This window comes from Staphylococcus sp. KUGN1, assembly GCF_045984185.1.
GTDB classification, from domain to species: Bacteria; Bacillota; Bacilli; order Staphylococcales; family Staphylococcaceae; genus Staphylococcus; species Staphylococcus warneri_A.
This window is the reverse complement of sequence record NZ_JBJQIL010000004.1, coordinates 44,639-60,272: the sequence shown is the minus strand read 5'-3', so window position 1 is coordinate 60,272 and position 15,634 is coordinate 44,639. Positions and strand designations below refer to the sequence as shown.

The following is a 15,634-nucleotide window of genomic DNA, read 5'->3' as shown; positions in this document are numbered from 1 at the left end:
CAATGATTTGGACAATAGTGAAACGTCATTTTGTAACTCAACGGCATATCATTATACCTTTTATTTTGTCTTCCAGTACGATATTTGCGATTGAATACATATTATTATCGCTAACTACAAACACATATATTCAACAACATCAACAATTACTAGGTGTTTTTGCAATAATTGGAAATGTATTTATGTCATTATTAGCTATCATATTTATCATTTATGCGAATCAATTTGTTATAAAACAACAACAAAAGACATATTCACTTTATATTATTTTAGGTATGGAAAAACGTCATCTTAGCATCATGATATTCATAGAATCCTTCATAAAATATTGTATTATCTCATTATTGAGTATCGTTGGAGGATATTTATTCGGTGCACTATTATTTATGTTCATTCGTAAGGTAGCGACAGGACGAGAAGGGTACCTAAGTGCCTATCCATTTGATTTTAAAGCTATGTGGATAACATTGCTATTATTGTCAATTGTCATGATATTTTTATTAATTATTAATATATTTAAAGTCACTATGCAAAATCCAATGCAATTAATGAATAAGAAGGCATATCGTGATTATCGATTTCAAAATGTATTCAATTATAGTTTATTAATGATCGGTGTTTTATGTGTTGGCAATGGTTATCGTATAGCCTTGCAAAATAATACGCCAATAGAGTCGATTTTGTCATTGTTTGCTGCTATCTTTTTTGTGTTTATAGGCACCTATTTATTATTTATTTCATTAAGTGTTTTACTCGTTGAAAGGTTACAAAAGTTGCCTAAGTTTTACTATCGACCTAAACGATTCTTTTTGATATCAGGATTAAGGGCACGTATGAAATCGAACGCAGTAGGGTTAGCAAGTATCGCGATTTTATGCACGTTTTTGATTGTTACTTTAGGGATGACCGTCACAACATACAGAAGTATGGGTGAGAATGTTCGTAATATGTGGAAAAATCAATACCTTACCAGTGTTGAAGGTGATTTTCATCATGATGAAAAGGTAGCTCAAAAGGTTAAAGCAGTAACCAAAGATATTAAACAAAATGTACATTCAGATACACCGAAAATCTATACTCAATCCATGTTTAATGTGCTTTTAGATAAGCATTCGGATTATCGGCGTTTACTCAAACCAAGTAACACACCAAACAAGTTCAATATTGATCCATGGAGTACTAAAAATGTGTTTATTACGATTATGACATTGAATGATTATAATCAATTTAATCGCCCACTACATTTAAAATCAAATGAAATAGGTGTGAACACGAGCATGCAAATGCTGGATTTGAATGACAAATTAGTACTAAGAGGAAGATCCTTTAATATTAAACCAGTTGAAGAAACCAATGTGAATTCTATAAGATTTAGTGAAAACATTAATTTAATCGTTAAAAATGACAAAGAACGCGATCAAATCATCCAATATTATACTAAAACATCATCCAAAGCTGACGATCAAGTGACTCACACGATGGTTGAATTTAATGCGTATGATTTAAAAGGGAAAGACACACCGGATATTCATAAAATTGAACAAAAATATCATATTAATATCACTAGCTATGAATCATTTCGTAAAATGTTTTATAACTTCAATGGTGGCTTAATATTTGTTGGAAGTTTAGTTTCTTTCATTTTATTGATTGGTATATTCTTAATGATTTACTTTAAGCAAGTATCAGAAGCACAAGAAGATGTTGATCATTATGTCACAATGGCACATCTAGGATTAGATAATGATGATATCAAACAAATATTAGATCAACAGTTAATTTGGTTATTCAGCGTTCCGTTCATTGTAGGTATACTCCATACAGTGGTTGCCTCAAAAATAATATATAATGTACTCGGATTATTTGGAGAAGTTAGTAGAGGTATATTTATAATTAGTTTTTTAAGTGTGATAGTTATAGTAAGTGTACTTTACCTATTTATGTATAAAATGACTTCCTATTTATACTTAAATTATGTAAATCAATTAAAAAATAAAACTTATAAACTACTGGTATAATAGGAAAAATAAAACTATTAGCGATTTAATTTTATAATTTAAGCATACATGGTATTTCAATTGGGTAATGATAAAGAAACAAAGAAAGAGGTGTAATTTAATGAAAAGGACAATTGAACGGATCCTTGCTTGGTTAGGGATCATTACTCAATTATTTATATTATTAGGTTTAGGCATTGGTACCATGTTTGGTGGTACAAGCGAAGTGCAAAAAGAAATTAAAAGACAGGCTAAAGAACAGGCGGCTTCAAATCCAGCCGTGGACTCATCGTCACATATGTCTGAGTTATTACCATCAATACTTAAAGTTGGACTTATTTATGGTTTAGTTATTTTAGTGATTGCACTTATTGCGACACTACTAATTAAGAAAAAAGCGAAATTAGCAGGTGTTTTACTCATCATTGCTGCTGTACTTTCATTAGTAATAAACTGGATTGCTGCTTTATTCTGGATTATTGCAGGTATTATGTTATTAGTTAGAAAAAATAAAGATAATCATGATATAAAGGATAAAGACAGTGCCCATAACAAACATTCAAAGGATAAGCATCATGATAAAGCAGACCATTTAAATGATGACAATCGTAAACATCATCACGATGTAGAAGATAGACATGATCGTGATGTAGAAGGAAGAGACGCACGTAACGGATTCGATGCAGATCGCAGAGATGACAATCGTCACGGAGCAGACCATCATGATGTAGACCGTCGTGATGCTAATCATCAAGACACAGATCGTCGATTCGAAGATACAGAAAGAAGACACGATGATCGTAACGTAGAAGGAAGAGACGCACGCAACGGATTCGATGCAGATCGCAGAGATGACAATCGTCGTGATACAGACCATTCTCAAGACCATTTTGAAAATGAAACACATAATAAAGATAACTTCGTTGATAAAGTAACACGTCGCTTCAAGAATGATGATAAGAAATAACTATAAGTAGTAGATTTTATGCTTTACCTTGAAGGGAACATTTCATTGTTCCTTTCAAGGTTTTTTATTTGAGGAACAATTTCTATATGCGCAACTAATTATTTTAAAAAAGTAATTGTGAATACATGTTATTTGTCAAATGTAATCAATATCGTTATTATGAATTGATATTGACTTTTTTCATTGAAAAGGTTTGAAATTTCTCTATAAGTCTATAATATAATTTGCGTGCAAATTATTATGAAAATTTCAAAGATAGATAACATGATTTTAATCATTGTAAACAAAGAGATGATTATATTGTTTTTTTGAATCATATATTTTAAAGAAAGGAGGATTCATCGATGTATACAGTAGGGTTGGTACCATCGCCTGGTGTTGCGCATGAGCATGTGACGAAGATTATTCCCAAAATCAAACAATTGCTGACAGAAAGGATTAATGATGATAGTCAGTGGAACTTTGATGTTCAAGAGGATTTAATTATCGGTTCAGCAGAAGATGTACACGAGAGTGTTGATAAAGCAGAACAAATTAAAAATGAAAAACATTGGGATTTCGCAATATGTGTTACGGACCTTCCTAGTATTTCTGGAAAAAAGGTAGTCGTTAGTGATTTCAATAACGAAAAGCAAGTCGCAATGTTATCATTACCTTCATTGGGTGCGATTGATTTAAAAAGAAAGTTGATTAGTAGTATTACTACGATGATTGAACAACTTTATTATAATGAACCATTATCAAAGACGAGCACCCATCCATTCATTCATTTAAAATCGGTAGAACCCGAAGAAGACGAATCTCCCAAGAGGCGATATATTAATACATTAATGATTATAAGTTGGATTCAGTTGATTTGTGGTTTGACGCGTGCTAATAAACCATGGAAAAATATTTTTAATTTCAAAAAAATTATTTCAGTTGCCTTTGCTACAGGGACATATGTGTCTATTTTTTCTATGCCGTGGGAGCTTAGTGTGATTTACTCACCTATCAGATTTATTGTATTAATGATTATTTCTATTGTAGGTATGGCATGTTGGCTGCTATATGCGCATAAATTGATTGAAAGAAAAACAGCCAAATCGCAAAGAACGTATAGATGGATATACAATGCCACAACGATGTTGACACTGATTGTGATTACGCTAATCAATTATTTCATATTGTATTTATTATTAATTATAAGTATCACATTATTTGTACCAGTGAGTTTATTTAATAGTTGGACTAGTGCACAAGCAGAATTTACTTTTATGAATTATGTTAAATTAATTTGGTTTGTATCATCACTAGGCTTATTAGCTGGAGCAATGGGATCTACAGTAGAAGATGAAGAGAAAATAAGAAAGATTACGTATTCATACCGTCAATACCATCGTTATAAGGAAGCACAAGAAGAAAAAGAAGAGCAAGAACAACAACATGATCCATCACAACAAGAGGTTGAAAGACAGTCTACTAGTGATGATAGTGATGACGATGTATATGAAGAAAAGAAACAAGACCATAGAGAGGAGGGTCATTAATGTCTGAAAGAAAGGTAATTGGTTTAGTTGTAGCACCTGGTGTTACTGAAAAACTAGCAGAGAATTTAATGGAAGATATACCTGACATTTTATCAGAACAACACAATAATCAAATTGAATGGGAAATTGATTTAGTTGTTGACCCTCTAACCGGCTATGCGGAAAGAGTAGAAGAAATATTTAAAAAGGTACAAGCGTATCATGATGAACGAGAATGGGATTACGTATTAGCTATTACAGACTTACCGATATTTCACCACAGACGCGTCATGGCACTGGACATTAATATGAGAAACGGTGCAGCTATCTTCTCATATCCTGCGTTTGGTTGGAGACCAGTTAAAAAAAGATTTAAAAACGCGATTGTTACAATCATTAATGAAGTCCATCATGCAGAGCAAGACCACCGTAATTATGATGATAATGATTATATCGAACAAAGTGTTAAACAACAGATCCCACTTTCTAAAATAGACAAGACACAAGTGTATTTAGATGACACAGATTCAAAACATATACGATACTTATCTAGTTCTAGATCAAGAGGCATGTTTAGATTAGTCAGTGGGATGACATTTGCCAATAATCCGTTAAATATGATGGCGAGTTTAAGTAACATTGTTGCCATTGCTTTTACTACTGGTGCGTTTGGTTTAATATTTACAACAATGTGGCAAATGGCTAATAATTTCTCAATGTGGCGATTATTTGGGATTTCTATTATTGCGATACTAGGTATGTTGCTATGGGTTATGATGTCACATGACCTATGGGAATCCACAAAGCAGAGTAGTAATAAAAGAATTACACTTTTATATAATTTAACTACAGTGATGACACTCTTGATTGCAGTTATCATTTATTATATTATCCTGTACTTAATGTTTTTATTTGCAGAATTAGTTCTTTTACCTGCCGATTTCTTAGGCCAACAAATTAGTCTTAAAGGACCAGCCGGCCCTGACTTATATCTAAGTATTCCATGGTTTGCAGCTTCAATATCAACTGTAGCAGGTGCCATTGGTGCAGGTTTACTTGACGAAGAACTAATCAAAGAAAGTACGTATGGATATCGACAACGAATTCGATATGAAGATACACATAAAAAGCAATAATATATAACCTGGGACGTTTGGTATGTCTCAGGTTATTTTTTATAGAATAGATTTATTTAGAAAACCTTACCTTACTATTTCACAACCTTCACCTAATTATTTCTTTAAATATTAAAATATTAAATTTTAAAAATTGTATTGAAAAGATAGTCTTTTTAGAAAAAGTAATTTAAAATATTGGTTAACAATATTTTTTAGAATCTAAAAATGTACAAACATTCATTATGAAGGGAATGGTGGGAAATGAAATATTGTCCTAACTGTGGCAATGAAGTAAAACCTGGACAAGCATTTTGTAACAAATGTGGTAACACATTAAAAAAAGAAAACAAACAAGCGGAAACGTCATCACAAGGGAAACAAGCGACTCAATCCAAGCAAACATATCCAGATCGTAACAAATATACTCCTCAACAAAAGAACAAAAATAAGAAGCCAATTTGGATTATAATACTCTCAATTATCTTTATTTTATTAATTGGTGCATTACTTTATGGTGCTTACTACTATTACAATAATGTAATTAAAGACAATGATAGTGATAATCAAACTACTGAAACACAAAATAAATCTAAAGATGATAGTCAGTCCAAAGAGTCATCCTCTAGTGAGTCTAATTCATCAGAGAAAGCACCAACAATCGATGTATTTAGTAATAACTTTGATCAAGGCTATATGAAATCTGCATCGACTGAAGGCTATAAAGGTATTTATAAGGATATGACTAGAAAAGAAGTAGAAGCTAAATTTGGTAAATCATCAGGCAAAGTTGACGGTGGTCAAACATATTATGAAAAATATGGTGATTTAGCGGTGCTGTATTCTGGAGATAAAGTAGATCGTGTAGGTGTTGCACCTTCTAATGTTACTGAAGATGAATTTTTAGAACATTACTATGAACCTGATGATCGAAAAAGTGATGAGTTAATTTATGATAGTAACAAAGATAATGACTTCTCAGTTATAGCTCACAGTAAAAAAGGTAAGATTACGTTAATTGAAAATATAGATCAATTATAAAGAGAGGAAACGATCAGTTAATACTGGTCGTTTTTTTATTTAAAACATTAATTTTCTGATAACTATTAAAAAATGGGTTGACTTTAATTTTAAAAATAGTTAAAGTATTACCATATTATTCTGACAATTCAGATATGTTTTGATGAGGATGAAATAAAAATCGATCGGGGGATGATAGAGATGTCAGTCAAAGCGATGACATACGATAATTTTACAGGCGATCCTTTTATAAACTCCCTCAACACTGATAACGACACTAGGGGCGCATATCAAATATTAAAATGGGCGTATGATCAATATGACGATGAATTAGTTTATTCATGTAGTTTTGGTGCAGAAAGTATGGTATTGATTGATTTAATCCATCAAATCAAACCGAATGCAAAAATTGTCTTTTTGGATACTGACCTACATTTTCAAGAAACATATAACTTAATTGATGAAGTAAAAGCAACATATCCTGAATTACGCATCGAAATGAAGAAACCTGATTTAACATTGGAAGAACAAGCTAACCGATATAACCCTGCGTTATGGAAAAATAATCCTAACCAATGTTGTTATATCAGAAAGATTAAACCACTGGAAGAGGTCTTATCTGGGGCTAAGGCTTGGGTATCAGGGCTGAGACGTGCACAATCTCCGACGAGAGCACATACTAATTTTATTAATAAAGATGAACGGTTTCATTCAATCAAAGTTTGTCCGCTTATATACTGGTCTGAAGACGATGTTTGGCAATATATTAAACAACATCAATTACCTTATAATGAATTGCATGACCATCATTATCCAAGTATTGGTTGTATTCCATGTACGTCACCAGTATTAGACTCTGAAGATTCTCGAGCAGGACGTTGGTCAAATTTTGATAAAACTGAATGCGGATTACATGTTCATGACAAACCTTAAATAAGGTTAAAAATTTTATATATAAAACCTAGTATTCCGATAAGAATTTTACAAAATGTAATAGCGTTATATTTCGTTTACTCATTTAACAGTTTGGTACATAATTAAATTAATCGAATCTGGGAGCTAGGTCATGAATGGAACGTAAAGGAAAATAAATAACGCAGAGTTAACTATGACTGGATTGAACAAGTATGATGTTGAGGTCAAAATATAGGATAGATTGCAACATACGATACCCAGACTTTCAAATTTAGGATTGAAGACAAGAGGTGGAAAATAGTGAATATTAACATCACAAATAGTCCTTTCAATGAGGAACAAGCAAAACAACTTAATGAATTACTACCAACTTTAACACCTGAACAAAAGCTTTGGTTAAGTGGTTATTTAACAGCGAGTCAACAAGCTGAGACCAATGAATCAGTGACGTCGAATCAAATAGCACAACAAGACCAACAAACTGAAACAATGCTTGCTGATAAAGAACCTGAAGTTACACCAGAAACTCGTGCCATTACAATTTTATATGGGTCAGAGACAGGAAATGCCCAAAGTTTGGCAGAAATCTTTGAAGAACGTCTTGTAGATATGGGTAACAACGTGACCTTGAAATCTATGGAAGACATTAAACCTAAAGATATTAAAAAAGTTGAAGATTTATTTATAATCACATCGACACATGGCGAAGGTGATCCACCTGATAATGCTATTGAATTACATGAATACTTACATGGGCGTAAAGCACCGAAACTAGAAGGTGTGAGATTTTCTGTACTTGCTTTAGGTGATCAATCATACGAATATTTCTGTCAAGCTGGTAAAGATTTCGACTTTAAATTAGCCGAATTAGGCGCTGAGCGATTATATGACCGTGTAGATTGTGATATCGATTACGAAGAAGATGCCGAAAAATGGATGGCCAACGTCATTAATGCTATAGGCTCCAAACCCAAAGATACTGATAGTGAGCAAGTTGTAAGCGAATCGATTAAATCAGCCAAGGAGCGTAAATATTCTAAATCCAATCCATATGAAGCAGAAGTATTAGAGAACATAAATTTAAATGGTAGAGGATCTAATAAAGAAACAAGACATGTTGAATTACTATTAGATAATTTTGGAGAGGAATACGAACCAGGCGATTGTATTGTAGTATTACCACAAAATGATCCATCTATTGTTGAATTATTAATCAGCACATTAGGATGGGATTATGAAGAACAAGTACTTATCAATGAAGATGGCGATACATTAAACCTTGAAGAGGCATTAACATCGCATTTTGAAATTACTAAACTAACGAAACCATTATTAGAGAATGCATCAGCACTATTTGATAACGATGAACTAAAAGGAAAAGTCCAAGATAAAGCATGGGTTCAAAATTATATTGAAGGACGAGACCTTATCGATTTATTAAACGATTTTAATACGACTGAACTTCAACCCGATAACCTATATCAACTATTGAGAAAGTTACCACCTAGAGAATATTCTATTTCAAGTAGTTATAAAGCAACGCCTGATGAAGTACATATTACAGTTGGTGCGGTAAGATACCATTCTCATGGTCGAGATCGAACAGGTGTCTGCTCAGTTCAATTTGCAGAACGTTTGCAACCCGGCGATACGGTACCGATTTATTTAAAACGTAATCCAAACTTTAAATTTCCACAAGAAAGTGAAGTGCCAGTCATCATGATTGGACCTGGTACAGGCGTCGCACCTTTCAGAAGTTATATGCAGGAAAGAGAAGAGTTAGGATTTAAAGGTAATACTTGGTTGTTCTTTGGTGAACAACATTTTACAACGGATTTTCTATATCAAACAGATTGGCAAGAATGGTTAGATAAAGGTTATTTATCAAAGCTGGATGTTGCATTTTCTAGAGATACTGAGCATAAAGTGTATGTGCAACACCGTATATTAGAAAATAGTAAGCAGTTTAATGAATGGATACAAAATGGTGCCGCGATTTTCGTATGTGGTGACGAAAAGCAAATGGCTAAAGATGTACACCAAACAATTAAGGAAGTATTGATGAAAGAACAAAACTTATCCGACGAAGATGCTGAAGCGTATCTTAAGCAAATGAAGAGAGAGAAAAGATATCAAAGAGACGTCTATTAACAAGAAAGGGTGTCAAACATGGTTAAATCAAATCAAAAACTGTCAGATGAATTAGATGATCATCTAGATCAAATGGAATATTTGAAGGCAGATAGCCAGTATTTGAGAGGAACCATCGAACAAGGGTTAGCTAATCCTATTACTGGTGCGATTTCTCAAGATGATGCGAAGTTATTAAAGTTTCATGGTAGTTATATGCAAGATGATAGAGATCTAAGAGATGAACGACGTAAGCAGAAATTAGAACCTGCTTATAGTTTTATGATTCGTGTTCGTGTTCCAGGTGGCAAAGCTACGCCAGAACAATGGATTGCCATGGATGATATTTCCAATCAATATGCTAACCACACCATCAAATTGACAACGCGTCAAGCATTCCAATTTCATGGTATTTTAAAACGAAATTTAAAACAATCTATGAAAGATATTAATCAATCTGTACTCGATTCGATTGCGGCCTGTGGTGACGTTAACCGAAATACAATGTGTAATCCCAATCCATATCAATCTAAAGTACATGCTGAAGTAAATGATTATGCTACAGCTATTAGCAATCATTTACTTCCTAGTACAGGTGCATATCATGAAATATGGTTAGACGGTGAGAAAGTATTAGATTCAAGTGAAGAATCAGAACCCATTTATGGAAGTACCTATTTACCTCGAAAGTTTAAAATTGGTATTGCAGTACCCCCGTCTAATGATATTGATGTTTACTCCCAAGACATTGGTTTGATTGCCATTATTGAGCAAGGTGAATTAATAGGCTTTAACATTACTATCGGTGGTGGTATGGGTATGACGCATGGTAATAAAGAGACATACCCTCAGTTAGGTCGATTAATTGGTTTCATTCCTAAAGACCAAGCGGTTGATGTGTGTGAAAAACTATTAACGATTCAACGAGATTATGGTAATAGAGAAAATCGAAAAAATGCACGTTTTAAATATACTGTTGATCGTTTAGGTGAAGCCTGGGTGACTGAAGAGCTAAATCGACGCTTAGGTTGGGAGATTGAGCCTGAAAAAGATTATGAGTTTGACCATAATGGCGATCGTCTTGGATGGATAGAGGGTGAGAATAATTGGAACTATACGCTATTTATTCAAAACGGACGTGTAAAAGATACTGAAGATTATCAACTTAAAACAGCACTTCGTGAAATTGCAGAGACACATACTGGAGATTTCAGATTGTCACCTAATCAAAATTTGGTCATTGCTAACATTTCTCCAGAAAAGAAAAACGACATACAACAAATTATAGATAAATATCAACTTACAGATGGTACTTATTATACTGGATTAAGACGTAATTCAATGGCTTGTGTAGCATTTCCTACATGTGGTCTTGCTATGGCAGAATCAGAACGTTATTTACCTTCACTCATTTCTAAAATTGAAAATTTACTTGATGAAGCGGGTGTTCAAGAAGAAGACATTACGATTCGAATGACAGGCTGTCCAAACGGTTGTGCTCGACCAGCTTTAGCAGAAATTGCATTTATCGGTAAAGCACCAGGAAAATACAATATGTATTTAGGCGGTGGATTTAAAGGGGAAAGACTCAATAAATTATATAAAGAAAATATTGATGAAAACGAAATTTTACAAACGTTAAGACCATTACTCATTCAGTATGGAAAAGAAAAATTACCGAATGAACATTTTGGTGATTTTGTGATACGCACTGGTGTGGTGTCAAAAGTTAACGATGGAAGAGATTTCCATAGTTAAAAGATAAAAAGGCGTTAGGGGTTGAGTTTCTATGGGCAAAGTTTATTTAGTAGGTGCAGGACCAGGAGATCCTGAATTATTAACGATCAAAGGGCTTAGAGCAATTAAAGAAGCAGATGTTATTTTGTATGACAGACTAATTAATAAAGACATATTAGATTATGCTAAGCCCAACACCAAGTTTTTCTATTGTGGAAAGGACCCATATAGACATTCGTTACCTCAAGAAGAAATGAATCGTATGATGATTCAGTTAGCCAAAAAAGGACATACAGTTACACGGTTAAAAGGCGGCGATCCATTTGTATTTGGTCGTGGCGGAGAAGAAGCGGAGCAATTGGCGACACAACATATTCCATTTGAAATTGTCCCAGGTATTACATCAGGGATAGCTGCACCAGCATACGCAGGCATCCCAGTAACCCATCGAGATTATAGCTCATCTGTGGCGTTTATCACTGCTGTTAATAGACCGGGAATGGATAAGGAAGAATATTGGCAACATTTAGCGCATGGTCCTGAAACCTTATGTATTTATATGGGCGTCAAACGATTACCGGAGATTTGTGAGTTACTAGTTAAATTTGGAAAGGATCCACAAACGCCAGTCGCACTTGTACATATGGGTACATCCACATCACAACATACAGTGACTGGCACATTGCAAGATATCACAAATAAGGCGAGTAACATTACTAATCCAGCGATGATTGTAGTTGGAGATGTAGTGAATATGAGAGACAAAATCAGTTGGTTTAAAGAGCAAATCTTTAAAGAAGATGTCAATTTGGCTAAGTAAGATACACTTAATTTTTAGAATATTAAAATAATTATTTTAATAGGAAAGGTGACGAGCGCATGCAAATGCCAATCATGATTAATTTATCACAAATGAATGTTGTGGTTATTGGAGGTGGTCGAATAGCGACACGACGTGTGGAATTGCTACTTGAGTATGCCAAACAGATTCACATAGTAAGCCCTCAAATAACGGAACATTTAAATGAGCTTATCCAACAACAACAGGTAACATGGCATCAAAAGGAATTTGAAGCCTCAGATGTTGAAAATGCAGACTTAGTCATCGCTGCTACTAATGACGACCTAGTGAATGACGAGGTTAAACAACATCTAGGGTCTCGCACATTATTTAATCATGTAGGTAATGCAAAAGAGGGTAATATCACATTTCCTAATCAACTTAGAAGAGGCAAGCTCACTTTAAGTGTATCAACAGATGGCGCAAGTCCTAAACTAGCTAAGCAAATCATACAGGATTTGGCACAAACGTATGATGCTTCATATGAAGATTATATTGACTTTTTATATGAGTCTAGACAACTCATTAAAGAAAAAGCACTCACATCAACAGAAAGGCAAAGGTTACTCCAAGATATTTTGACTGAGGAATATAAACATCCGAATGCACAACAATCTTTTATAAGCTGGTTGAAAACGCTAGATTCATCCAGATAGGGGGCAAGATCATATATGCGGAAATTACTTGTTTTTGCGTTAGCAGGCTTTTTAGCACAATTAGTAGATGGATCACTTGGAATGGGATTTGGTGCGTCATCATCCTCTATTCTATTAACCTTTGGTGTGGCACCTGCGATTGTCTCAGCTACAGTTCATTTTTCAGAAATAGCGACTACCGCAGCATCAGGAACCTCACATTGGAAGTTTGAAAATGTCCATTATCCAACGATGTTGAAATTAGCTATTCCAGGTGCAATTAGTGCATTTCTAGGTGCAGCAGTATTAACAAGAATTAATGCTAATGCAATTAAACCACTGATTGCTTTATTTCTATTGTCGATGGGCGTTTATATATTATATCAATTTATATTTAAGCATACGAACGAGGAACATCATTATTCAGGTCAATTTGGCCGAATTAGAATGGTGTTACAAGGTGCTATCGCAGGCTTTTTAGATGCTATAGGTGGAGGCGGATGGGGACCTGTCAATACACCGTTACTTTTATCTAGTAAAAAGATGGAACCACGTTATGTGATTGGTACAGTCTCAGCAAGCGAGTTTTTCGTCACACTGTCAGCATCTTTAAGTTTTATCGTCTTCTTAGGTATGACGCATATCAATTGGTTGGCAGTGATAGCGCTGAGTGTAGGTGGACTGATTGCAGCACCTATTTCCGCATATCTAGTTAAAATCCTACCGATTAATATTTTAGCAATATGTGTTGGAGGATTAATTATTTTCACTAATAGTAATGCATTACTTAGTTACTTTGTTGAGGACGAGGTGTTATCTAACATTGTGAGAGTCATCATTATCGTAGTTGTGTTAAGTCTACTTGTTATCCAGGTCATTAGAAATAGAATACTGAGTTTTTCTTACAATAAAAGCCGAGTAAACAAATATAATTAATTGGAAAAGGAGATTTAAATATGTCAGAGCATAAAACGTATACAAATGATACTATTCGCCCACATGGTGGAACATTGGTCAATCGTATTGTAAAAGGTACAGAAAGAGAACAACTGATTGAAAATGCGAAGTCTTTACATTCAATTATATTAAATCAATGGAGCTTATCGGATCTAGAATTAATAGGCATTGGTGGGTTCAGTCCATTAACTGGTTTTATGAATCAAGCTGATTATGAAAGTGTCGTAGAACATGTTCATCTAAAAAATGGTCATGTTTGGAGTGTGCCAATTACATTGCCAGTAAGTCAAACAGAGGCTAACAATTTAGAGATTGGCGAACAGGTAGCACTATATGGAGAAGATGGTACATTGTATGGTGTGTTAGATTTAGAAGAAAAATATACTTATGATAAAGAAAAGGAAGCACAACATGTTTATGGTACAACAGATAATGCACATCCAGGGGTGAAAAAGGTTTACGAAAAAGGTGAGTATTACTTAGCGGGGCCAATACAATTGATTAATCGTCCACAACATGATGCATTTGTAGATTACCATCTTGACCCATTAGAAACGAGACAGCTATTTAATGAATTGAATTGGAAGACTGTTGTAGGATTTCAAACTAGAAACCCAGTTCATCGTGCCCATGAATATATTCAGAAATCAGCATTAGAAATTGTAGATGGATTACTATTAAATCCATTAGTAGGTGAAACTAAATCTGATGATATTCCAGCAGAGGTAAGAATGGAAAGTTATCAAGCCATACTTAAAAACTATTTCCCAGAAAATCGAGCACGTTTAGTCATTTATCCAGCTGCGATGAGATATGCAGGTCCAAGAGAAGCCATTTTACATGCGCTAGTAAGACAAAACTATGGTTGCACACACTTTATTGTTGGTAGAGACCATGCAGGTGTTGGTGACTATTATGGCACTTATGAAGCACAGGAATTTATTTCTCAATTTGAAAATGAATTAGATATACAAATTTTAAAATTTGAGCATGCCTTTTACTGTGAAGCATGTGGCAATATGGCTACAGCTAAAACTTGTCCACACGATGCTTCGAATCATTTACATTTAAGTGGTACGAAAGTGAGAGAGAAATTACGCAACGGAGAATCATTACCAGAAAAATTTTCAAGACCAGAAGTGGCAAATGTGCTGATCAAAGGATTAAAAGAGAAATGACAAAGGGTGATGTTAAATGAGTGAAACAAAACATATTACATGGCACGAATCTGAAGTCACAAAAGCACAACGACAAACGCGTAATGGTCATCAAAGTGTATTAATTTGGTTTACTGGTTTATCAGGATCAGGTAAATCTACGGTATCGGTTGCTTTAGAAAAGGCATTATTTGAAGATGGCAAACAAACGTATCGTTTAGATGGAGATAATGTCAGACACGGTTTAAATAAAAATTTGGGATTTTCTCCTGAAGATAGACAAGAGAATATTCGACGCATCGGTGAAGTAGGTAAGCTAATGGTAGATTCAGGTGCAATTACAGTTACAGCTTTTATATCACCGTACAAACAAGATAGGGATAATGTTAGACAATTATTTGAGGAACAAGAATTTATCGAAGTTTATACACAATGCAGTATTGAGACTTGTGAGCAACGTGATCCTAAAGGCTTATATAAGAAGGCACGTACAGGTGAAATACCTGAATTTACAGGTATTAGTGCACCATATGAACCACCTGAAAATCCAGAGATTATCATTGATACTGAAGATAATAGTGTCGAGGCTTCAGTTAACCAAATATTAAACTATTTGAAAGAACATCGTTATATTTAAATATACGAGGTAAAGCGT

At 34.1% G+C, this 15,634-nt stretch carries 13 protein-coding genes; all 13 read left to right on the top strand.

What is annotated here, in order from left to right; all coding sequences use genetic code 11:
• Nucleotides 1-2 precede the first annotated feature (2 nt).
• The 13 genes from ACJQQZ_RS09925 to cysC all read left to right on the top strand — a co-directional run bounded on the left by ACJQQZ_RS09925 (nt 3) and on the right by cysC (nt 15,616).
• Complete coding sequence (locus ACJQQZ_RS09925; protein ID WP_261369368.1) at nt 3-2,018, top strand: FtsX-like permease family protein; 2,016 nt, start codon at nt 3-5, stop codon at nt 2,016-2,018.
• Nucleotides 2,019-2,118: 100 nt separating this feature from the next.
• Entirely contained in the window at nt 2,119-2,964 is an 846-nt protein-coding gene (locus ACJQQZ_RS09920) for a DUF4064 domain-containing protein (protein WP_145506393.1), read from the top strand.
• A gap of 344 nt (nt 2,965-3,308) precedes the next feature.
• Nucleotides 3,309-4,493, top strand: a complete 1,185-nt coding sequence (locus ACJQQZ_RS09915) for a hypothetical protein (protein ID WP_049423172.1) — start codon at nt 3,309-3,311, stop codon at nt 4,491-4,493.
• Nucleotides 4,493-5,608, top strand: a complete 1,116-nt coding sequence (locus ACJQQZ_RS09910) for an MFS transporter (RefSeq protein WP_408023127.1) — start codon at nt 4,493-4,495, stop codon at nt 5,606-5,608. Before ACJQQZ_RS09915 ends, ACJQQZ_RS09910 begins: the two co-directional genes overlap by 1 nt.
• Before the next feature lie 243 nt (nt 5,609-5,851).
• A complete protein-coding gene (locus tag ACJQQZ_RS09905; protein ID WP_002452067.1) occupies nt 5,852-6,628 on the top strand; it encodes a zinc ribbon domain-containing protein in 777 nt (258 codons plus the stop codon).
• A gap of 180 nt (nt 6,629-6,808) precedes the next feature.
• Nucleotides 6,809-7,540 (top strand): phosphoadenylyl-sulfate reductase, encoded by a 732-nt coding sequence (locus tag ACJQQZ_RS09900; protein ID WP_145506388.1) that lies wholly within the window; start codon nt 6,809-6,811, stop codon nt 7,538-7,540.
• A 282-nt stretch (nt 7,541-7,822) separates the two neighbouring features.
• The gene (locus ACJQQZ_RS09895; protein WP_145506385.1) at nt 7,823-9,673 is read left to right on the top strand and encodes an assimilatory sulfite reductase (NADPH) flavoprotein subunit; all 1,851 of its coding nucleotides are present in this window, start codon (nt 7,823-7,825) and stop codon (nt 9,671-9,673) included.
• Between the two features lie 18 nt (nt 9,674-9,691).
• Complete coding sequence (locus ACJQQZ_RS09890; protein WP_145506382.1) at nt 9,692-11,410, top strand: NADPH-dependent assimilatory sulfite reductase hemoprotein subunit; 1,719 nt, start codon at nt 9,692-9,694, stop codon at nt 11,408-11,410.
• A 31-nt stretch (nt 11,411-11,441) separates the two neighbouring features.
• Nucleotides 11,442-12,209, top strand: coding sequence for a uroporphyrinogen-III C-methyltransferase (gene cobA / locus ACJQQZ_RS09885; RefSeq protein WP_145506379.1), 768 nt, complete (start codon nt 11,442-11,444; stop codon nt 12,207-12,209).
• A 59-nt stretch (nt 12,210-12,268) separates the two neighbouring features.
• Complete coding sequence (locus tag ACJQQZ_RS09880) at nt 12,269-12,886, top strand: NAD(P)-binding protein (protein WP_145506376.1); 618 nt, start codon at nt 12,269-12,271, stop codon at nt 12,884-12,886.
• Between the two features lie 15 nt (nt 12,887-12,901).
• Nucleotides 12,902-13,801 carry a sulfite exporter TauE/SafE family protein gene (locus ACJQQZ_RS09875; RefSeq protein WP_002452073.1) on the top strand — a complete coding sequence of 300 codons (900 nt, stop codon included), beginning with the start codon at nt 12,902-12,904 and terminating at the stop codon, nt 13,799-13,801.
• Between the two features lie 20 nt (nt 13,802-13,821).
• A complete protein-coding gene (gene sat / locus ACJQQZ_RS09870; protein ID WP_145506373.1) occupies nt 13,822-15,000 on the top strand; it encodes a sulfate adenylyltransferase in 1,179 nt (392 codons plus the stop codon).
• 16 nt (nt 15,001-15,016) lie between these two features.
• Nucleotides 15,017-15,616: an adenylyl-sulfate kinase gene (gene cysC / locus ACJQQZ_RS09865; RefSeq protein WP_002452075.1), complete on the top strand. Its 600-nt coding sequence runs from the start codon at nt 15,017-15,019 to the stop codon at nt 15,614-15,616.
• The last annotated feature ends 18 nt before the right edge of the window (nt 15,617-15,634 follow it).